General features: G+C 57.8%; 9 protein-coding genes and 3 pseudogenes. 5 read left to right on the forward strand and 7 right to left on the reverse strand.

The features are described 5' to 3' along the window. Nucleotides 1-31: 31 nt before the first annotated feature. Both istA (OU993_RS20015) and istA (OU993_RS20020) read right to left on the reverse strand, forming a co-directional pair. Complete coding sequence (gene istA / locus OU993_RS20015; protein WP_268160441.1) at nucleotides 32-1,552, reverse strand: IS21 family transposase; 1,521 nt, start codon at nucleotides 1,550-1,552, stop codon at nucleotides 32-34. Nucleotides 1,553-1,642: 90 nt separating this feature from the next. Further along, a complete protein-coding gene (gene istA / locus OU993_RS20020) occupies nucleotides 1,643-2,419 on the reverse strand; it encodes an IS21 family transposase (RefSeq protein WP_268160443.1) in 777 nt (258 codons plus the stop codon). 873 nt (nucleotides 2,420-3,292) lie between these two features. Here istA (OU993_RS20020) and OU993_RS20025 point away from each other — a divergent pair. Continuing rightward, a complete protein-coding gene (locus tag OU993_RS20025) occupies nucleotides 3,293-3,781 on the forward strand; it encodes a group II intron maturase-specific domain-containing protein (RefSeq protein ID WP_268160445.1) in 489 nt (162 codons plus the stop codon). 64 nt (nucleotides 3,782-3,845) lie between these two features. After that, nucleotides 3,846-4,316: pseudogene (locus OU993_RS20030) on the forward strand (transposase); the annotation flags it as partial. A 60-nt stretch (nucleotides 4,317-4,376) separates the two neighbouring features. Here OU993_RS20030 and OU993_RS20035 read toward each other — a convergent pair. From OU993_RS20035 to OU993_RS20050, 4 genes are all read right to left on the reverse strand, one after another. Further along, complete coding sequence (locus OU993_RS20035; protein ID WP_268160446.1) at nucleotides 4,377-6,488, reverse strand: site-2 protease family protein; 2,112 nt, start codon at nucleotides 6,486-6,488, stop codon at nucleotides 4,377-4,379. After that, on the reverse strand, nucleotides 6,485-7,936 hold the full coding sequence (locus tag OU993_RS20040; RefSeq protein WP_268160447.1) for an efflux RND transporter periplasmic adaptor subunit: 1,452 nt from the start codon (nucleotides 7,934-7,936) through the stop codon (nucleotides 6,485-6,487). Before OU993_RS20040 ends, OU993_RS20035 begins: the two co-directional genes overlap by 4 nt. Then, a complete protein-coding gene (locus OU993_RS20045) occupies nucleotides 7,933-8,649 on the reverse strand; it encodes an efflux RND transporter periplasmic adaptor subunit (protein ID WP_268160448.1) in 717 nt (238 codons plus the stop codon). The genes OU993_RS20040 and OU993_RS20045 overlap by 4 nt, the downstream gene beginning before the upstream one ends. A gap of 106 nt (nucleotides 8,650-8,755) precedes the next feature. Then, nucleotides 8,756-10,273, reverse strand: a complete 1,518-nt coding sequence (locus tag OU993_RS20050) for a TolC family protein (RefSeq protein WP_268160450.1) — start codon at nucleotides 10,271-10,273, stop codon at nucleotides 8,756-8,758. A gap of 556 nt (nucleotides 10,274-10,829) precedes the next feature. Between OU993_RS20050 and OU993_RS28945 the strand changes: the two are divergent. The 3 genes and pseudogenes from OU993_RS28945 to OU993_RS20060 form a co-directional block, all read left to right on the forward strand. Continuing rightward, nucleotides 10,830-11,309: pseudogene (locus tag OU993_RS28945) on the forward strand (DUF4347 domain-containing protein); the annotation flags it as partial. An 840-nt stretch (nucleotides 11,310-12,149) separates the two neighbouring features. Next, entirely contained in the window at nucleotides 12,150-15,338 is a 3,189-nt protein-coding gene (locus OU993_RS20055) for a hypothetical protein (protein ID WP_268160452.1), read from the forward strand. A 2,316-nt stretch (nucleotides 15,339-17,654) separates the two neighbouring features. Next, the gene (locus OU993_RS20060) at nucleotides 17,655-20,621 is read left to right on the forward strand and encodes an EAL domain-containing protein (RefSeq protein ID WP_268160454.1); all 2,967 of its coding nucleotides are present in this window, start codon (nucleotides 17,655-17,657) and stop codon (nucleotides 20,619-20,621) included. Nucleotides 20,622-20,882: 261 nt separating this feature from the next. On the opposite strand, the pseudogene tnpC reads toward OU993_RS20060, so the two are convergent. Next, nucleotides 20,883-21,857: pseudogene (tnpC, locus tag OU993_RS20065) on the reverse strand (IS66 family transposase); the annotation flags it as partial. Nucleotides 21,858-22,431: the final 574 nt, after the last annotated feature.

Below are 22,431 nucleotides of genomic sequence, written 5' to 3' on the forward strand. Positions count from 1 at the left end.
CAGCATGATGACCACGGCGGCACTGGCAGGATCATGACGCATGGCGACCCCCTACGATCCGGACACGTAAGCCGTCATAGCGTTCGACATTGGCCTTGGGTTCGCGCACCAAGGTCAGCGCCTGTGGGGTGTCGATATCGGGACCATCGATTGTCTTGCCGTCGATCAGACGGTGCAGCAGGTTCAGCACATGCGTCTTGGTCGCGACGCCGGCATCCAGAGCCAATTCTACAGCACGAAGGACGACCTGTTCGTCGTGATGAAGCACCAGAGCAAGGATGTCCGCCATCTCACGATCACCGCCAGGGCGGCGGAGCATCTGGTCCTGTAATTTGCGGAAGGCGGGTGGCAATTCCATAAAGGGTGCACCGTTACGAAGTGCTCCGGGCTTGCGTTGAATGACGGCAAGGTAGTGTCGCCAGTCGTAAATCGTCCTCGGAGGTTTGTCGTGGCTGCGCTCAATGATCCGCACATGTTCGCAAAGAACGTTGCCCTCGGCAGCAACGACCAGTCGTTCGGGGTAGATTCGCAGGCTGACGGGCCGGTTGGCAAACGATGCGGGCACGCTGTAGCGGTTTCGTTCGAAGGTGATCAGGCAGGTGGGCGAGACCCGTTTGCTTTGCTCGACGAAGCCGTCAAAAGCGGCAGGCAGTGCCATCAATGCTGCCCGCTCATCAGCCCAGACATCCGCGATCGTGCCGGGTAGGCTGCCGTGCGGTGTCTCCTGCCACAGGTCCTGGCAATGCTGCTCCAGCCAGGCATTCAATGCCGCCAGGTCGGGGAAGTCCGGCATCTGTTGCCACAGCCTTGGTCGGGCATCCTGAACGTTCTTCTCGACCTGGCCCTTCTCCCAGCCAGCGGCTGGATTGCAGAACTCGGGTGCAAAGACGTAGTGGTTCGTCATCGCCAGGAAGCGGATGTTGACCTGCCGTTCCTTGCCGCGGCCAACACGATCAACCGCGGTGCGCATATTGTCATAAATTCCACGCGCGGGCACGCCGCCAAAGACCCGGAAGCCGTGCCAGTGGGCGTCAAAGAGCATCTCATGGGTTTGCAGCAGGTAGGCTCTGACCAGAAAGGCCCGGCTGTGCGCTAACTTGATATGCGCGACCTGAAGCTTCGTGCGCTCGCCGCCGATCACGGCATAGTCTTCGCTCCAATCGAACTGGAAAGCTTCGCCGGGGCGGAAAGACAGTGGAACGAATATGCCGCGGCCCGATGTCTGCTGCTCAACCCGCCACTCACGGGCGAACGCGGCGACCCGACCATAGGAGCCGGTAAAGCCGAGAGCCACCAGATCGGCATGAAGCTGCTTCAGCGTTCGGCGCTGCTTGCGTGATCTTCCGGCCTCGGTCTTCAGCCAGGCCGCCAGTTTGTCAGCGAATGGATCAAGCTTGCTCGGTCGTTCCGGTACCGTGAACGTCGGCTCGATCGTGCCCGCGCTCAAATACTTCGCGATCGTGTTGCGCGACAGCCCCGTACGCCGACTGATCTCGCGCACTGACAGCTTCTCGCGCAGCGCCATCCGGCGGATGATGTTTAAAAGTCCCATGTGGATCACTCCGTTGCCCCCGTCGCTCTCCGCGTTGGGGGGAAGGTTCACATGGCTCAATTCTCAATGGAAATTATGCGCCTAACCGGCTCAGTTCCGCGCGGAAACCAACACCTTGAAGGTGCGGGCGATGAAGAAGGCTTCCCGGATGTGGCGAATGGCGCGCTCGACACGGCCTTTCTCGTTGCCCCGTGCTACCGCGACAGGACGGGGTTCGAAGCGATAATGAGCCGCGAAGGCCAACAATGTCGGATGGAAGCGGATGGCATCGCCCTGCCGTTCAAGGACGGCGGACTTCAGATTGTCGTAGAGCAGCACTCTGGGAAGGCTGTTCCAGTCGTTGAATGCGCCGACATGGCCGCGCAGGAAGTTTTCCATGCGGGCATCAAGGAAGAAGCGCAGATAGATGTCGCGCGAGTAGGATAGCACCATGACGAAGGCCATCAGCGGGCGGCGGGCCCTGCCGATCTCGATGTGGCCAAAATGACCCCAGTCGACCTGGCCCTGCTCACCCGGCAGGGTGCGTAGTCGTAGATAAGCTTCCGCCGCCTTCCGTGGTCGGTGCAGCGCCACCATGTGCCGGAAGTGGTCGGGCGATCCCTTATAGCCGCGCTCCTGCACCATCCCGTAAAGGCGGCTGGACGTCAGGTCAGGATATTTGGTCAGCGTCTGCTGGATAAACGGCAGGTACAGGTCGATCTCGGCGGGGCGGATCACCGGCCTGTGTCGAGGCAAGCCCGCGTCCTTCAGGACCCTGAAGACGGTGGTGTGATGGCAATGCAATTGCTTGGCGATCGTGCCGCAGCGCCACTTCTCAACGTGGTACAGGCGCAGGATCATCGCTTCCTTCTCGGCAGATATGGTCATCGGTTCGATCTCCATGGTCGAATGGACGCACGTGTGTCCCCCGGCGACGCACGAAGCCGCGGCGAAAGAACAGCGGCACAGAGCTGCCGCAGCGCCGGCACCACGGCTCGATCGATGACACCACGCCAGCGGTGCCATCGCCCGGTGCAACGATGCCGCCGTTTGTGGACGCCTTCAGTCGTGAACCCTCTGGAACGACGGGTGGAGAGTGATGCGTCACGTTTTTGCGAGCCTGCCGATATCGGCGGGAGCGATCGGCATGGGCAAAGCGCCCCGGCCGGGTGCTCTGGTAGCGCCGTCCGGCTGCCCGCAGGCTGTCACGGCGCGCCGCATGGGCGCAGGCAGAACCGCAATAGCGCTGACCCCGATCGCAATGGCGGCAAAGCAGAACCTGCGCGCGACACCGCCCGCAGAGGAAGAAACGAGCAGTTTGCATCGCGGCGGCGCACCTTTCGAAGCGCCGTCGGGATTGATCGGAGAAGCTCGACGGAATGCGCCAATACCATTATAATGACGCTCACCGTGAACCAGTCGGCAGTCCTGCGTGATGACAGCCACGTCATCTCACAGATGCCTGAGGGATTGGACATCGAATTGGCCTGGTAGCTTTGGTCGATGTCTGTTTGCGGCGCTCCGCCAGTCTATCATTGACGGACGCAGCGCGGGATGTGCCTCAGTCGCCCTCCGGGCTCCTGACGCCACATCCCGCGCTCATCTCCCCCATCAAAACCTTTGCAATAATCTCAGGGCCCTGTCCGCCGCGTCCAGATTCGCCGTAATCCCGTCTCGGCACCAAATATGCGCGGTTCTCAACAGCCACCGACAGCAAGGGCTCTTGAGAGGAGAAGGGCTGGAAACGGGGCGGCTGGACGGATGTCCATCGTCACGACGATACCCAAGGAAAAGGCCAAGGGGTTTGTCCGCAAGCTCACCGAAACCCTTTCCGGTAATCATAGTGTCAGCACGGTCGACATGATCGCCGACCTGAACCGCCAATTGGCGGGATGGGCGGCGTTCTACAAGTTCACCGACTTCACGGCGTACGTCTTCCGGCGCATCGACCATGTCGTGTTTTGGAAACTGGCGCATTGGCTGGGACACAAGTACCGATCTCGCATCAAACCCTTGATGCGGAAATGGTTCAGGGTCCCGGAATTGGGCAAGGCCAAAACCTGGCTCGTGTTTGGTCGCAATGAACGCGGCGACCCTGTCGGGAAAGCGCTGCAACGGCTTGTCTCAAGCCCCAAGGCGCAATTGCGGTGGCGCAATCCGGAGGGAAACCCATACATCTTCCGGCTTGAAGACCGCAGTACCGTTACGTCGCACTACCATGACGTTGCTATGGCCATGGGCCAAGCTTGAATAGAGAGCCGTATGCGCTGAAAGGTGCACGTACGGTTCGGGGAGGAGAAGCGCATCCGCGCTTCTTACTCCACTTCCGATGGCTCGCGGCTTCGTCTATCTCTGCGCCGTCGTGGACTGGTTCAGCCGAAGGGTTCTGTCGTGGCGGCTGTCGATCACGATGGAAGCAGCCTCCTGCATCGAAGCAGTCGAGGAAGCGCTGACCCGTTACGGCAAACCCGACATATTCGATACCGACCAAGGATCGCAGTTCACCTCGATGGACTTCACGGCGGTGCTGAAGAAGGCGAAGATCGCCATCTCGATGGATGGCAAGGGTGCGTGGCGGGACAACGTCTTCGTCGAGCGGCTCTGGCGGTCGATCAAATACGAAGAGGTCTATCTCCACGCCTACAAGACCGTGTCCGAGGCCCGCCTCGGCATTGGCCGATATCTGACCTTCTACAACACTCGACGCCCACATTCATCCCTTGACCGGCAGACACCGGATCAGGCCTACTTCAACGCGCTGGCACCAATGATGGTGGCGGCATAATCGAGGCGGAAATCCACTTAACGAAACGCCCGAAACTGTTCAGACAAACCGAGCCAGCTCTTAGAGACTGGCCTCCCTGACCAGCACCTTCGTGACGCGGCGCCATAACCGGGCAGCCAGACTCCCGCTGCGTCCCTCAAGCGATAAAACTCCTCGCACGGATTGGTTTGGTATTTCAACGTGGTCGGTCAGCCTCACTTCGATCGAAAATACGTTGCGATCTGGGACGAGGCTATCGCTCGTTGTGTGGATCGATCCGCCAAAAGCCGACGCTAGTTCGGGCAGTTCGAGCTTTCGCGTGGCGTCCGGAGCTATGCGTGCAACTACGACATTGGCAGTGTCGCGCAGCGGATCGTCTGGGACAAACTTCCCGACACTGCCGACGGTGATCTCTCCGAGATCCTGTTCGTTCAAGTATCCTCTGGCGACCAGTTCGTCGCCGGAGGTAATGACTGCCAGCCTGCGCTCTTGAGAGATCCAGCTTCCCACTCTCAGGTCTCTCGACATTTCCACCACTTGGCCGTCATCTCGGCTGATCAGTTGAAGTTTTTGCATTTCCGCGGTCAGTTCTTCGATGCGCTGCTGCACGGAGCGGACCTGGCCCTGCAGAACCATGAGGTTTGAACGCCCGTCACGGCTCGAGACGGCTGTGCCAAGCCGCGCTCTTAGGTTTCTCAGTTCAATCTCTGCGATCGCGAGCTCGGTGACCAGTTCGGGCGTCTCAAAGTCGATCAGCTCATCGCCCTTTTTCACCTCACTCGAAGGTCCGAAATGGATGCCTGCTATCTTGGCTTCCCTGGGTGGGTACAGTATCTGAACATTGCCGGAAAGAAGGACTGCTGGCGCAGAGATGGTGGAACCGAATGGCAGGAAGAGGACCGCGAGTCCCACGAGCGTTAAAGTGGTAAGGCGCCGCAGCGGCATTCTCGAACCATTTCCACCGATGAGTTTCCGCCAGACTTTGAGCTCACGCCAAATAGGCAAGAGGATCAGAAGCCCTATTGTGAGAACTAATAGGATCAACCCGACGATCTTAGCTACAAAACCATAGAGAATGTAGGCGATGCCCAGCAAGAGAGAGAGCTTGTAAACCCAGGATGCGAGTCCGAAGAGTATGAGCGCGGAAGTGGTGGAACTGGAATAGGCATAAGGTGCAACAAGGCCCTCTGTTACAAATGTCTTCCTTAACTTCCAGAGCGCAAGCTGCGTTGCTTTTGATTGAAGATTTGGAATCTCGAGGGCGTCCGACAGGATGTAGTACCCGTCAAACTTGGCCAGCGGATTCAGGTTGAATGCCAGGCTGCTGATCCAGCCAACGGTAGCGATGTAGAATAGTGTGTCCCTCAGTGACCCCTCGTCGAGAAATGCCCAGAGGAAGGTTGCCAACCCGGCGAGATAGATCTCTACGATCATTCCCGCAGCACTTATGAGGATACGTTGGCGTTTCGACGTCAGGCGCCATGCTTCGCTGACATCGGTGTAAAGCAGCGGAATAAGGACCATCAAGGCGACCCCCAAGGTAGGCACGCGGCAGCCAAAGCGATGAGCGACAACTGCATGGCCCAGCTCGTGGCAAGCCTTGAGCACTACCAAGGCAATCCCGATCTGAACGATGCTCAAGAGCTCGAAACTCTGCCCCAAGGCAGATACCGTCGCGAACATGTCAAACGCGGAGAGATAGAGTCCGAAAGCCGTGACGATCACGATCGTCGAAGTAAATGCACGTGTGAAGGCTATATCGCTTGTGGGTTTGATGACCCGTAACATCACCTCTGGATTGAACAGGGGAAGGCGTAACGAGATCAAGCTACCAAAGAGCCGAACGAACCGAGACTGGCTGAAATCACCCCGCCGCTTCAACTCGCTCCATGCACCTTCCGGAGTGAGTTCGCAAAGATTGGCCCTCTGGAGAAACTGAACGAATTGTTGAAGTCGATTGGGGCTCAGATCGACACCAAAGCGCGATCTGAAGTCCAGCATCAGGTCTTCGTAAGTTTTGCCAGGATGCCATAGGGAGACAATCCGCTCACAGTCCTTGCTGATGCGAAAAAAGCGATGCTGAACGGGATCATGGATAAGCCAGTCGCTCAAGCGATCAGCTTCGCCTGCCGGGGGGATGAACACGAGATCCTGTCGCATAACCGGCAAGGTGTATTTGGCCTCATCGGTCATAGCCCGATCCATTGTCGCACAGACGCAATAGGTCGGCGAAATAGGTAGAGGGCGAGAGGCACCTTCTGACCGTAGATTTTGGCCGTACCCGTTGTGCCGAGCCGCAAAGTCTCCGATTCATCGGGATCTGGTGTCGCAAACACTTTGTACGAGAGCCGTCCCAGTCTATCCTGTTCCGCGAGATAGCTGATCTGATTGATCTGGCCTTCGATAGAATGCAGCGGGGCGGCGTCGGGGAACAGTTTGACCGGCATGCCGGACGTCAACGAGATGGAGTCGCTGACATCCAGTAAGATCTCGAACTCAATGCGCTCGGGATCTGCGATCTCCAGCACACGCTCTCCGATCGAATACGGGCGTCCAATCAGAGATTTTTCGTCCGTAAAGACAGCTACCCCATCTGCCTCGGCATTGATTGTCGTTCGCGTGGATCGCTCGATAGCCAGGTTCAGTTCTGCACGTTTGATGGCGACATCGGCAAGCGAGGGGCCGAGTTCCCGTCCACTTTCCTGCTTCTCGAAGGACATTTGATTCGCCCGCCGAAGCAACGCTTCACTCATCTCCACTTGCCGTCTTGCGATGGAGACCTGGTTCTTCTCCGCGATGTCGACAAACTTCACCAGCGGCTGTCCTGTCGCGACAGCCTCGCCTGGTTTCACGAACACTTGCTCCACAACGCCTTTGAGTGGAGCAGCTACGATCAGGTGCGACTGGCTGACAACCTGAAACGGGGCGCTTACCATCATCGTTGTCGGCATACACAGCCCGATCGTCAACAGAACAGCTAGGATTGCGCCCGCCTGTTTGGGACGGCTGAACCGCGAGTTGCTTGGTGACCAGTTCGAGGGAGCGGTCGGCTCCCTCAAGCTTTGCGCCTGTTTCGAAAAAATGCCTGCGCATCGTGTAACAAGGTCCAAATCTTCGCGCCGCCATGGCTTGCTCCGGGCATATAGGACCCCGGAGGCTGCCTCATCCTTTGTCAAGATGGGTGTCCAGAGGAGACGAGGGAACGGGTAGGAATCAAGCGGGCCAGGTACGTTGTCTTCAGTGCCCGGTCCAAGGCTCAACATTCGAGCGTGATCGAGTTCGCAGGCGTCCTTCAAGACGCTGAACATCTCCTCAAGATCTTTCACGAGCGGTGATTGTCCGTTGACGCGGGGAAGCCCGGAGATGGCGTCGATGCGGGCAGAGGGGCGAAAGCTAAACACGAAGATCTGTTGTGCAACAATGACCTTGCGCGTTTCGTTTGCAATTATAAGGGCCAGATCGCTTTCAGTTCTGGCACTCGCAACCGCATTCACGAAGCTCGAGAACGCCGCGCTCGGGTCTGTCCCCTCCCGGGAATCCTCCAAGTCTTTCGCTCGATGAGCAGGAGACCCGTCGACGCGGTGAGGGGATCTCTTGGTACGAACTCGATCTTCGCGGGGGGGCTGAAGGAGCGTGCTCATCGCAGCTCCCAATCCACATTGAAGGTCGCTTCGCCACTCATTCCAGGAAGAACGCTGTCTGCATCTTCCGCAAACCTGGCAAAGACACGTAGGGTTTGGCTTGAGGGGTCCACAACTGGTGCAGTTCTCGAAATGATGGCGATCCGCGATTCTCCGGTCTCATCTATCCGGAAGGTGAAGCGCCGGCCGGGCACCATGTCTTTGATCCAATTCGATGTAACGATGAGCTCGATTTCCGAGCTGCGTACATCGACGATGGTGATGATCGGAGAATTGTCAGACGGTCTTTCATTTTCACGGACATGAAGTTCTTCCACGACGCCGTCGAAAGGTGCCGTCAGCACACAGTCTTCCAGCGTGGCGGCCATCGCTTCGACCTCAGCCTGTGCCTGTTCGAGTTTGACTTCGGCTATCTCGACTTCTTGGGTGCTCCCCGCCTTCAGGCCCTGAAGATATTTGGTTGTTTTGACGTTGACCGATCGCTCCTTGCTGACAGCCTCGGCGGCTGAGAGTCTGGCTTTTTCCGCGCGACAATCGAACGTGACGAGAGGGTCGCCTGTACGGAAGTGCTCTCCTACTCTGAAGCTGATGGTCGACACCTTCGCGCCGATGTTGGTTGACAGTGTCGCGTGATTGAGCGATCGGATGACACCACGAACCGGTAATTCGTCGATTGCGTCGCCCGCAGCTGTGGCGTAGGCTGAAGGCAGCATTACCAAGCATCCGGTGGCCGCGCAGAAGGTTATCAGAGACGAGATGATGCGAGGGTGAGCTGGCTGTCGACCTGGTCTTTTGAGACGGAGTGGCATGCTGATCTCCCTAGTGTTTGGCCGGCCGTTGAGCCTTGCGGACAACATTCACGCGCGAATGAAGGTCGGCATTCCACTCAGACTCAATTGCGGACGACAGGGTCTTGACGTCTGCGCGGCGATCAAGGCTCACGGGATCCTCCAGCCCGAGGCTTGATATCAGGCCTCCGTAGGCTTTTTGCATTTCGGCAAAGGAGATATCGTATTTTGCCTCGGCAATAAGCTCGTTCATCTCTTCAAGGATGAGTTCTTGCTCGCTAACGCGTTTCGCCCTGGCCTCCATGCGCATCTGCCGGGTGATGCGTTTTTGGACGGAGAGATGTTTGTCCGCCAAGTCAAGCTTTTCGGTGAAATAGTCGTGTTGCAATAGGCTCAGGTATACCTGCGTGACAACGGCCATCGATAACGCCAACGCTTGGCGTTCAAGGATTTGTTGACGGGCCTCGTTTGCCTTGGCTTTTGCGGGATATTCGAATGCTTTGATGAGGCTCCAGCTTACGGCCGCACCGGCGGACATCCAGCTGCCATTCGCCAGAAACGAATTGCTGCTATCGCTATGGCTGACATAGCCGCGAAGGCTCGGGAGTATGCTTAGAACCTGAGCCTTTGCCTCTTGCACATTGATGCGTTGCTCGTACCAGTTCCGCCGCAGTTCCGGGCGCTGTGCGACAGCAATTTCAAGAAGTTCATCTAACGGCAGGTCTAGCGCATTTGGCCGCGATGTAGCTCGCGTGACATCGAGAGTAAAATCGGTTCCGGGCTTCAGGTTCATCAACCTTGCTAACTCTGCTTTAGCGCTCAGCAGATTTTGCTCAAGATCGTTGATTGCCTGCTTCACCTTGATCAATTCGCGTTCTGAGTTGAGAACTGTCAGGCGGTTCAGCTGGTTTTCTTTTGACAAGCGTTCACTGTTGGCGATCGCCGCGTCAGTTCGCTTTTTCAGCTTATGCAGTCTATCGATGAGGCGCTGATACGTGCTCGCACGCCAGTACTCGACTCTGACGTCCTCTAGAAGCTGATGAACCTCCTTGCGCCAAGCCTCACGCGAGATCAGTACGTCGTCAGCCGCTTGTTTTGCCCGAACATAAGAGAGGCCGAAGTCCAGGATATCCCAACTGATTGATATGTCGCTGGACCGCTGCCGGCGATCTTGCGACGTCGAAAAACTTGCGTCTCTGGTGTTACTCAGAAGGTCGAGGCTGGTTGATGCATTGTCGTTGTTGCGTCGGACGTATCCCGCTTCGATTACGGCGGTCGGCAGCATGCTGTAATGCTGGAGGTTGAGTTTTGCGTTTGCGAGCATCACCTGATCCCTCTTCACGCGAAGGTCTAGGTTGTACTTCAGTGCGCGGGCCATGGCTGCTTCAAGACTGATTGATCCTGATATGGGCTCCTGGTCCGCGGTCATGCGAAGGATATTGGCTTGCGCATTCCGCTGAAAAGCCAGGTTGGATCCGGGGCTGGGGCGGAGGCTACATCCGACCAATCCGGCCACCAGCACTACCGAAACGCCGACCTTGAAGAGCATAACTAATCACTTTGCCTGATGACTTGCGAGAATCTGAAAGATGGCTGCATTTGACATCTTCCGGGACAAATTTTCCTCCCGAAAACTTAAGGGTAAATTTAGCAAATTATACTTAACTAATGATTAATTCGCTGACTGCCGATTCCGATGCAAGTTTCTAAAATGTCGTCGGACCAGATTTATCAGCTATTTGTTAACGGCGTTTTTTTAGATTTGTTCATCGTTGAGGAGGGTTTTCCCTCATGTAGAATCAGGAGTTTGGTTCATCATGCCCGTATCCGGTGCGAACCATCGATTTGCCGTTCAGGAATACCGGAAAGCGTCGAGCAGATCGCTCCCGCGCGCGGTGCTTGAGTTCTGCGAGTTGGAGCCGCGGATCGTGTTCGACGCGGCCGCAGGAGCTATCCTTGCGGACTTTACGTCGGAAGGTGACGACGGACAGGTCGATACGAACGGTTCACCGGCCGCCGATCCAAACGAGACCGATAGCGAACAGCCCCTAACCGCCATTGCACCGATTTCCGTTCTCGAACAGACAACGTCAAAAACGGAGATCATGTTTGTCGACCCGCGGGTCCAAGACCTGGATACGCTACTTTCCGCTCTTGACCCTTCTATCGAAATTATTCTGCTTGAAGCAGATCGCGACGGCGTTGAGCAAGTTGCCGAGGTGATGGCTCAGAGGACGAACGTGGACGCGGTTCACATACTCGCGCACGGTTCAGCCGGCCAACTGCAGCTGGGGAGCGGCATTCTGGATGCCACGACAATGGATGGCGTCTATGCCGCGCAACTCGTGAACATCGGAATGTCCTTGTCAGGTGATGCGGATATTTTGATCTACGGTTGCGATTTCGGGGCCGGTGAAGTCGGTGCCACAGCACTTAACATGCTGGCCAATCTTACCGGAGCGGACATCGCTGGAAGTGATGACGCGACCGGACATTCAGATCTGGGGGGCGACTGGGATCTTGAGCGCCACATTGGCGATGTGGATGCTACTTCCGCGTTAACGCAGAATTCCTTGTCGCGCTGGGTCCATATCCTCGCCACAACAAGCTTCCAGGAAGGCACGTCTGGTTATGTTGGAACCCAAGATACTGAAGTCGTCGCATCTCACCCAACTGTGGACCTGGGAAGTGCAACCACGCTTTTCGTCGACGATGGCACGCCCAACGACAACAATATCCTCATTAGCTTCGACGGAATTTTCGGTTCGGGTTCGAATTTGATACCCTATGGGTCAACTATCAACTACGCGGAATTGAGGGTATTCGTCAGCTCAGATGACCCTTTGGACTCAGTCGAAATTTACCGCATGTTGACGAACTGGAGTGAAACTTCGACATTCGATTCGCTCGTTGGCGGCGTTTCAAGAGACGATGTGGAAGCGAGTAGCTTGGCAACCTACAGTCTCGATGCTGGCCTGAGCGGAACCCAGAGCTTTGTCATAACCTCGGACGTTCAGGCCTGGTCGAATGGCGTTGCGAATTACGGATGGTTGATCGCGACGGCTTCGTCGAGCGTGGATAACTGGGGCATCAGCAGTTCTGAAAACTCGACGATCGGGACGAGACTACTACTCTACGTCGATTACACGCCCCCTCAAGCACCCAGCATAACCCCGTCCGGGGCAACTGCGACATATACAGAAGACAGTGCGCCGCAGCCGATCGATAGCGGCCTCGTTCTGTCAGACGTTGATAGCGCGAATTTGTCTGGAGCGACGGTCAGCATAACGAACTTCGTACCGGGCCAAGACGTTTTGGGCTTCTCCGCCCAGAACGGCATCTCGGGGACGTGGGACAGTACGAACGGCACCCTGACACTTTCAGGCAGCGCGAGTGTCGCCCACTACGAGGCTGCACTTCGTTCCGTGACATATGAGAATACCAGCAACACCCCCGACACGACGAACCGAGTGGTGGAATTCGTGGCCAATGACGGCTACGTTTCCAGCACGGCCGAAACCGTCTCAATCACCATAGCCAGCGTCAACGACGCGCCCTCTGGGTCTCCGGTGATTGTCGGGACGGCAGCCGAGAACCAGACGCTGACGGCAGATACATCGGGCCTGACGGATGCCGACGGTCTCGGTTCCTTCAGCTACCAATGGTACCGTGACACAGGCTCGGGCGCTGTTGCGATCGGTGGCGCGACGGGTTCGACCTATACGCTTGGCGACAGCGATGTCGGCGCGGTGATGAGTGTTGCGGTGTCCTATGTCGATACCAGAGGCACGTCCGAGGGCCCGCTGACCTCGTCGTCGACCTCGACGGTGACGAATGTCAACGACGCGCCCTCTGGGTCTCCGGTGATTGTCGGGACGGCAGCCGAGAACCAGACGCTGACGGCAGATACATCGGGCCTGACGGATGCCGACGGTCTCGGTTCCTTCAGCTACCAATGGTACCGTGACACAGGCTCGGGCGCTGTTGCGATCGGTGGCGCGACGGGTTCGACCTATACGCTTGGCGACAGCGATGTCGGCGCGGTGATGAGTGTTGCGGTGTCCTATGTCGATACCAGAGGCACGTCCGAGGGCCCGCTGACCTCGTCGTCGACCTCGACGGTGACGAATGTCAACGACGCGCCCTCTGGGTCTCCGGTGATTGTCGGGACGGCAGCCGAGAACCAGACGCTGACGGCAGATACATCGGGCCTGACGGATGCCGACGGTCTCGGTTCCTTCAGCTACCAATGGTACCGTGACACAGGCTCGGGCGCTGTTGCGATCGGTGGCGCGACGGGTTCGACCTATACGCTTGGCGACAGCGATGTCGGCGCGGTGATGAGTGTTGCGGTGTCCTATGTCGATACCAGAGGCACGTCCGAGGGCCCGCTGACCTCGTCGTCGACCTCGACGGTGACGAATGTCAACGACGCGCCCTCTGGGTCTCCGGTGATTGTCGGGACGGCAGCCGAGAACCAGACGCTGACGGCAGATACATCGGGCCTGACGGATGCCGACGGTCTCGGTTCCTTCAGCTACCAATGGTACCGTGACACAGGCTCGGGCGCTGTTGCGATCGGTGGCGCGACGGGTTCGACCTATACGCTTGGCGACAGCGATGTCGGCGCGGTGATGAGTGTTGCGGTGTCCTATGTCGATACCAGAGGCACGTCCGAGGGCCCGCTGACCTCGTCGTCGACCTCGACGGTGACGAATGTCAACGACGCGCCCTCTGGGTCTCCGGTGATTGTCGGGACGGCAGCCGAGAACCAGACGCTGACGGCAGATACATCGGGCCTGACGGATGCCGACGGTCTCGGTTCCTTCAGCTACCAATGGTACCGTGACACAGGCTCGGGCGCTGTTGCGATCGGTGGCGCGACGGGTTCGACCTATACGCTTGGCGACAGCGATGTCGGCGCGGTGATGAGTGTTGCGGTGTCCTATGTCGATACCAGAGGCACGTCCGAGGGCCCGCTGACCTCGTCGTCGACCTCGACGGTGACGAATGTCAACGACGCGCCCTCTGGGTCTCCGGTGATTGTCGGGACGGCAGCCGAGAACCAGACGCTGACGGCAGATACATCGGGCCTGACGGATGCCGACGGTCTCGGTTCCTTCAGCTACCAATGGTACCGTGACACAGGCTCGGGCGCTGTTGCGATCGGTGGCGCGACGGGTTCGACCTATACGCTTGGCGACAGCGATGTCGGCGCGGTGATGAGTGTTGCGGTGTCCTATGTCGATACCAGAGGCACGTCCGAGGGCCCGCTGACCTCGTCGTCGACCTCGACGGTGACGAATGTCAACGACGCGCCCTCTGGGTCTCCGGTGATTGTCGGGACGGCAGCCGAGAACCAGACGCTGACGGCAGATACATCGGGCCTGACGGATGCCGACGGTCTCGGTTCCTTCAGCTACCAATGGTACCGTGACACAGGCTCGGGCGCTGTTGCGATCGGTGGCGCGACGGGTTCGACCTATACGCTTGGCGACAGCGATGTCGGCGCGGTGATGAGTGTTGCGGTGTCCTATGTCGATACCAGAGGCACGTCCGAGGGCCCGCTGACCTCGTCGTCGACCTCGACGGTGACGAATGTCAACGACGCGCCCTCTGGGTCTCCGGTGATTGTCGGGACGGCAGCCGAGAACCAGACGCTGACGGCAGATACATCGGGCCTGACGGATGCCGACGGTCTCGGTTCCTTCAGCTACCAATGGTACCGTGACACAGGCTCGGGCGCTGTTGCGATCGGTGGCGCGACGGGTTCGACCTATACGCTTGGCGACAGCGATGTCGGCGCGGTGATGAGTGTTGCGGTGTCCTATGTCGATACCAGAGGCACGTCCGAGGGCCCGCTGACCTCGTCGTCGACCTCGACGGTGACGAATGTCAACGACGCGCCCTCTGGGTCTCCGGTGATTGTCGGGACGGCAGCCGAGAACCAGACGCTGACGGCAGATACATCGGGCCTGACGGATGCCGACGGTCTCGGTTCCTTCAGCTACCAATGGTACCGTGACACAGGCTCGGGCGCTGTTGCGATCGGTGGCGCGACGGGTTCGACCTATACGCTTGGCGACAGCGATGTCGGCGCGGTGATGAGTGTTGCGGTGTCCTATGTCGATACCAGAGGCACGTCCGAGGGCCCGCTGACCTCGTCGTCGACCTCGACGGTGACGAATGTCAACGACGCGCCCTCTGGGTCTCCGGTGATTGTCGGGACGGCAGCCGAGAACCAGACGCTGACGGCAGATACATCGGGCCTGACGGATGCCGACGGTCTCGGTTCCTTCAGCTACCAATGGTACCGTGACACAGGCTCGGGCGCTGTTGCGATCGGTGGCGCGACGGGTTCGACCCTATACGCTTGGCGACAGCGATGTCGGCGCGGTGATGAGTGTTGCGGTGTCCTATGTCGATACCAGAGGCACGTCCGAGGGCCCGCTGACCTCGTCGTCGACCTCGACGGTGACGAATGTCAACGACGCGCCCTCTGGGTCTCCGGTGATTGTCGGGACGGCAGCCGAGAACCAGACGCTGACGGCAGATACATCGGGCCTGACGGATGCCGACGGTCTCGGTTCCTTCAGCTACCAATGGTACCGTGACACAGGCTCGGGCGCTGTTGCGATCGGTGGCGCGACGGGTTCGACCTATACGCTTGGCGACAGCGATGTCGGCGCGGTGATGAGTGTTGCGGTGTCCTATGTCGATACCAGAGGCACGTCCGAGGGCCCGCTGACCTCGTCGTCGACCTCGACGGTGACGAATGTCAACGACGCGCCCTCTGGGTCTCCGGTGATTGTCGGGACGGCAGCCGAGAACCAGACGCTGACGGCAGATACATCGGGCCTGACGGATGCCGACGGTCTCGGTTCCTTCAGCTACCAATGGTACCGTGACACAGGCTCGGGCGCTGTTGCGATCGGTGGCGCGACGGGTTCGACCTATACGCTTGGCGACAGCGATGTCGGCGCGGTGATGAGTGTTGCGGTGTCCTATGTCGATACCAGAGGCACGTCCGAGGGCCCGCTGACCTCGTCGTCGACCTCGACGGTGACGAATGTCAACGACGCGCCCTCTGGGTCTCCGGTGATTGTCGGGACGGCAGCCGAGAACCAGACGCTGACGGCAGATACATCGGGCCTGACGGATGCCGACGGTCTCGGTTCCTTCAGCTACCAATGGTACCGTGACACAGGCTCGGGCGCTGTTGCGATCGGTGGCGCGACGGGTTCGACCTATACGCTTGGCGACAGCGATGTCGGCGCGGTGATGAGTGTTGCGGTGTCCTATGTCGATACCAGAGGCACGTCCGAGGGCCCGCTGACCTCGTCGTCGACCTCGACGGTGACGAATGTCAACGACGCGCCCTCTGGGTCTCCGGTGATTGTCGGGACGGCAGCCGAGAACCAGACGCTGACGGCAGATACATCGGGCCTGACGGATGCCGACGGTCTCGGTTCCTTCAGCTACCAATGGTACCGTGACACAGGCTCGGGCGCTGTTGCGATCGGTGGCGCGACGGGTTCGACCTATACGCTTGGCGACAGCGATGTCGGCGCGGTGATGAGTGTTGCGGTGTCCTATGTCGATACCAGAGGCACGTCCGAGGGCCCGCTGACCTCGTCGTCGACCTCGACGGTGACGAATGTCAACGACGCGCCCTCTGGGTCTCCGGTGATTGTCGGGACGGCAGCCGAGAACCAGACGCTGACGGCAGATACATCGGGCCTGACGGATGCCGACGGTCTCGGTTCCTTCAGCTACCAATGGTACCGTGACACAGGCTCGGGCGCTGTTGCGATCGGTGGCGCGACGGGTTCGACCTATACGCTTGGCGACAGCGATGTCGGCGCGGTGATGAGTGTTGCGGTGTCCTATGTCGATACCAGAGGCACGTCCGAGGGCCCGCTGACCTCGTCGTCGACCTCGACGGTGACGAATGTCAACGATCCTCCGACCATAACCAGCAATGGCGGAGGAGCTGTCGCTGTCATAGATGTCGACGAAAGCGAGACCGTGGTCACAAAGATTACCGCCACCGATGTGGATAGCGTCAGTTTGACCTATCAGATCGTCGGTGGAACGGATGGAGGGTTGTTCAATCTCGATGCCTCTACAGGCGTGCTATCCTTCGCCGTACCTCCTAGATTCAATGCGCCTTCTGACTCCGACGGAAATAACTACTACGAGGTCATCATCCAGATCAGCGATGGTAATGGAGGATTGGTGCAACAGCAGATCATTGCCGTTGTCACTGGCGATTCAGGTTATCACCAAACCACCGAATACACTTTCACCCCGCCTCCGGAAACGACCCAAGCGGCGCTCGACGAGCAAATCGAATTCGATAGTAGCCCTGATCAGATCGGGTCGACCTCGACGGAACCGAAGCTGCCTGACTTCTTTGGTGGCAAGAAACAGGCAGATACATCAGGCTCCCAGGGCGATATGCTCGATGCAAGGCCTGGTGAAGTAAACGGCGTCGCTACTACCCTCCAGCGTCTCTCTGAAGTACGTCTGCTTGGAGAATTTGACCTGCTGACACAATTCGGACCTCCGCTTGTTCCTTCCCCCAATCTAGTGTTTCAAATCAGCCTTGATCTATCTGACCTCAACGAACTGAAACTGTGGAGATCGATGAGTGAAGCAAGCGCTGACCTTCGGAAGCAGGAACAGTTTTTGGGAATGGAAGTCCGCAGCCTGACGATTGGCAGCAGCGTCGTGCTATCCGCCGGCATCGTAGCCTGGGCCTTGCGGGGAGGGGCGCTTGCCACCGCCCTGATGGCTTCTGTTCCTACTCTCAGTTTCTTCAATCCGATGTTGATTGTCATCGCACGCAGGAACATTGACGGCGATCAAGATGTGGTCGGCGACATGTTCTCACGCCCGGCGGCGAACAACGCGCAAGGAATCGCAGCTTGAACCTGTTGCGTCGTTCACCCTCGTCATCGGGTCAATACATCTCACCGTCATTTGGCCTGGCGCTGTCGATGACGCTCTTGTTGCTCAGCATAGTTTCGGTTGCGGCTCTTCTCGGCCTGCTTCCGGATCGGCTTGCCTACCAACTCGAGGCCAGGGCGAGGGTGGCCGAAGCACTCACGCTTCAAATCGCCGCTGCAGCCACGAGAGACGAAATCGAAATCATCAACGATACCATTTCCGCAGTACAACGACGCGACGAATCGGTCAGGTCTATCGCGCTCAGGAGGGCATCCGGCGAGCTTGCGGCGGCGACGCCAAATCATGATGAATTCTGGAACGGAACAGGAGACGGAAGATCACCCCAGACACACGTCCATGTCCCAATCTCTGATGGGACGGTGGGGTGGGGCGCCGTTGAAATAGTGTTCCAGCCGGTGGGGTCCCGGTTGTCTGTGCTTGGCATACCATTCGACCTCCTGCTGTTTTGCGGCTTTGTCGGCGTGTGCTCATTCGTCGGGATGTTTCTGATCCTAGCTAGGAGTATGCGGCTCCTCGACATGACGAGGACGGTTCCGTCTCGGGTGCAGAGCGCTTTTGATACCTTATCAGATGGCGTCGCGGTCGTTGACCCTCGCAGCAACATCTTGCTCGTTAATAAGTCGCTGGCAAATATACTCGACAGCGATCAGAACACGCTCGTTGATCATGAGCTCAGTGCTTTGCTGTGGCGAAAGTTGAAACGGGGGAGCGAGCTTGCCGAGCTGCCGTGGCTGACCGCTCTTCGCGAAAACAAGGCGGTCACCGATGTTCCAATGAACCTGCGGCGGGAAAGCGGCGACATCGTCAATATTTTGGTCAATGCAACCAGTATTTCCCCTGATGGCAAAACAGTCCATGGAGCTCTGGTAACGTTCAAGGATGTTACTGCCATTGAGCGCAAAAGTCGCGATCTCTCGATCGCCTACAATAAGCTTCAGCAATCGGAGACGGAGATTAAAAAACAGAATAGCCAGCTCAAATATCTGGCCAATCACGATCCACTCACCACCTGTCTCAATCGCCGAGCTCTGTTCGAGCAGTTTGAGCGAAAGTATCAGTCTGCTCTTTTGTCTGGCGGCGATTTGACCTGCCTCATGATCGATGTCGACCATTTCAAGAGCGTCAACGATACCTATGGTCATGCCGTTGGCGATGATGTCATCGCCGGCTTGGCACATACGTTGCTGGAAGCAGGCGGGCCAGATGACCTTGTCGGTCGCTACGGGGGTGAAGAATTCTGTCTGGTCCTCGACGGGGTGGACCTCAATGCGGCCAAGGAATTGGCCGAAGAACTCCGAGGGCTGGTGAAGCAACGGTCGCCTGAATGGCTCAAACAAGACAAGACCTTGTCGATTAGCATTGGAATCGCGCCCGTCGATGGGCAGGTTGGCACTGTTCACGCTGCCGTCAACAACGCTGACCAAGCGCTCTATGCGGCCAAGAAAGCGGGACGGGACCGGTCCGTCATCTGGAACCCATCGTCGGAAAATTCCATTCTGCAGAATAAACCAGGTGACGAGCCTTTGGTCCGCCCCATTGGAGGTGAAGCTGAGAATGGGCGCGTCAAGCTTGTCCCGAAGCAAAAAACGCCACTGGAAAATTTCACACGCCGTATTGAAAAATCCTTGATCCAGTCGGGCGATGACCAGAATGCTATAGCAGTTATCTGCGTCAATCTGGATTCACAGAGCGAATGCGAGGCGCGTTTCGGCTCTCGCGTTTCGGCTGAACTTATGAGGAACGCATCCGACAGTCTCGACGCCATTTTCAGAGATGCCGACATGATGTCATTGATGTCGGGGAAAGAGCGGAGGGTTTCCATTCAGCCAATTGATGTCAGTATGTTTCTGATCGAGCTTACCCAGGCGAACGACTCCGGCTCTTTGTTTTGGGTTTTGCAGCGCTTGGTTGAAAAGCTTTCTTCGCTGTTTAACTCTGTCGTAGGCGGGCCCCCGGTCCGCTTCAGTGTCGGTGCTTGTCTTTACTCCAACGACGTGCAGACAGCTCGCGCCTTGATTGACAATGCGATCGCTGCGCAGCGACTGGCGTCGAGACAGGAGGGCGATCACACCTTCCAGGTCTTCTCATCCAACATGGCGTCTGTTGTCGACGACCGGAATTCGCTAGAAAAAGGCATCCAACAGGCCTTGCGCAACAGCGAGTTCCAGCTCCACTTCCAACCTATCATCAATCTGAGTACCGGCGATGTTTCGGGCGCGGAAGTTCTATTGCGCTCAACCAACGAATACCTAAAAAACACCTCAATCGACGCCGTGATCCAGGTCGCGGAAAAGACCGGACTCATACATGACGTAAGCGAATACGTGTTCGGTAAGGCCTTCGCCATTATTAGCGAGTGGCATCGACAGGGCGTGAGTGTTCCGCTGATCTCGATCAACATCTCTGCCGAGCAGCTCAAGGGCAACGACATCATTTATGATATCCTAAAATCGGTAGAGACATATGGGGTCAATCCTGCCTCCATTCAGCTGGAAATGACAGAGTCGGCGATGGTGACCGACATCGTACAGACCTCAGAGATACTCAGGACGCTACAGACCTACGGCTTCCACATCGCACTGGATGATTTCGGTACCGGGCAATCGTCTTTGGCTCATTTGCTCGACTTTAACCCCGACACGATCAAGATCGACAAAAGCTTTGTTCAATCAATCGAAACCAATCAGGCAAATCAGATCCTCGTGACGACGATCGCTGATCTCTCGCGAAAAATTGGCGCCAAGGTGACCGCCGAAGGGGTTGAAACGCCACGGCAACTCGAGTTGTTGGCCGAAATGGGATGCCATCATGTTCAGGGTTACGTCATCTCTAAGGCTTTGCCGGCTGAACTGTTTGTTGAGTGGCTGCGAATGTTTCGAAGTGACAGCACAGAAGCGAAGCCCGCCGCTTGCGCCGCCCGGTGATGACCTCGATCCGTCGGTATCCGCCTTCATGACGAGCCTCATGCATGGCTTCATCAATGACTCCAGCCATCGCAACGGCTGCTCCACGATGAGGCCTCACGAAAAGCTCGAACCTGGGTATCACCGGCTAGGATTGCACAACTTTTGCTGATGCGCCGCGTGAAGAACCCCACCTTTGAAAATTGTGAGCCATGGCGTTACCGGGTACTTGGCGCACTCATTCCTGATCTCGATGATGTCGTTGATCGGTAAGCGATGTGCTCAGGCCACGGCTTTGAGTTTGCGGTTTGCGGTATAGGCCCACGGCAACAGGTCGTCGATCTGGCTGTTTGAATGGCCGTTGACGATCCTGGTGAGGACATCTGAGAGATAGGCCAGTGGCTCGACATGGTTGAGCTTGGCAGTCTCGATGAGCGAGGCGATGGTCGCCCAGTGTTCGGCCCCGGCGTCGGAACCGGCAAATAGCGCGTTTTTGCGATTGAGGGCAATTGGCCTGATGGATCGCTCGACGGTGTTGGAGTCGATTTCGATCCGGCCGTCGTCGATGAAGCGGATCAAGCCCTCCCAGCGTGACAAGGCATAGCGGATAGCTTCGGCGAGCTTTGTCTTTTGGCTGATGTAGCCGAGTTGTTCACGCAGCCAGGGAGCGAGGCTATCGATGATCGGGCGGCTCTTTTGTTGGCGCGTGGCGCTACGCTCCTCGTTTGTGAGGCCACGTATCTCGTCTTCGATCCTGTAGAGTTCGCCGATGCGTTTGAGCGCCTCGCTGGCAATGGGTGCCGGGCCAGCGGCGGCCAGCTCATAAAAGCGGCGTCGAACGTGAGACCAGCAGAAGGCCAGCAACACGGTGTTCTTTGCCGCGAGCGGACGATATCCGCTGTAACCGTCGACCTGCAGGATGCCGACGAAGCCGTCGAGATGGGCCATCGGCCGTTCGCCTTTGCGATCCGGCGCATAGACATAGGCGACGCCGGGTGGATCATTTCCCTGCCACGGCCGGTCATCTCGTGCATAAGCCCAGAGCTGGCCGGTCTTGGTCTTGCCGCGTCCCGGATCGAGCACCGGGGCCGTCGTCTCGTCGGCAAAGAGCTTGGACGACGACTTCAAATGATCAAGCAGCCGCTGATGAACGGGGCGAAGATGCCAGGCGGCACGACCGACCCAGTCGGCGAGCGTCGAACGGTCGAGGTCGATGCCCTGACGCTTGTAGATTTGCGCCTGGCGATAAAGAGTAAGCGGTTATGCGACACGACGTCCAAGCATTTCAGAGGACCGGAATTGGGCACGGCTGATAGTCGTATCGAAAAGCCAAGGGGGCTATCGCCCGAAAGTTCGCCGCAGGATCCTTCACGCTATGTGGATCTCCGGGAAACCCTTCCGCTGGTCATCGCAAGAGCCGAGTGAGTTCGCATGATTTCTGCCAATGTCCTTATAATGGATTGGAAGTCACCAATGGCTGTGCGGACGACCATCAGCTCAGTCGTTGTCGCTCTACTTGTTGGATTACAGACAGCAGTAACCTGTCGAAACAGGGCCGACACGAATAAGATAGCCTTGAGCAAACAAAAGCTGCCTCCTGATATGCCAACAACGAGCCGCTTCAGGGAGCACATCACTTCCAGCCTCCGCGGCGTGTTCATTCAGCCCCACGCGCAGGTCGCCTAAGAATGGCATGGTCGCCAACCGGGGTGATTGGCGACCATTGGTTCAGATTCGGTGCGGCCCTGTGTGTTTTATCACACTACATCGCTGAGAGGCTGCCTCAAAAAGAGGTGGGTGATTTCAAGAGGTTATGATTCCTTCGGATTTG

Origin of the sequence: Rhizobium sp. SL86 (assembly GCF_026672545.1) — a bacterium.
In the GTDB taxonomy this organism is placed as follows: Bacteria; Pseudomonadota; Alphaproteobacteria; order Rhizobiales; family Rhizobiaceae; genus Neorhizobium.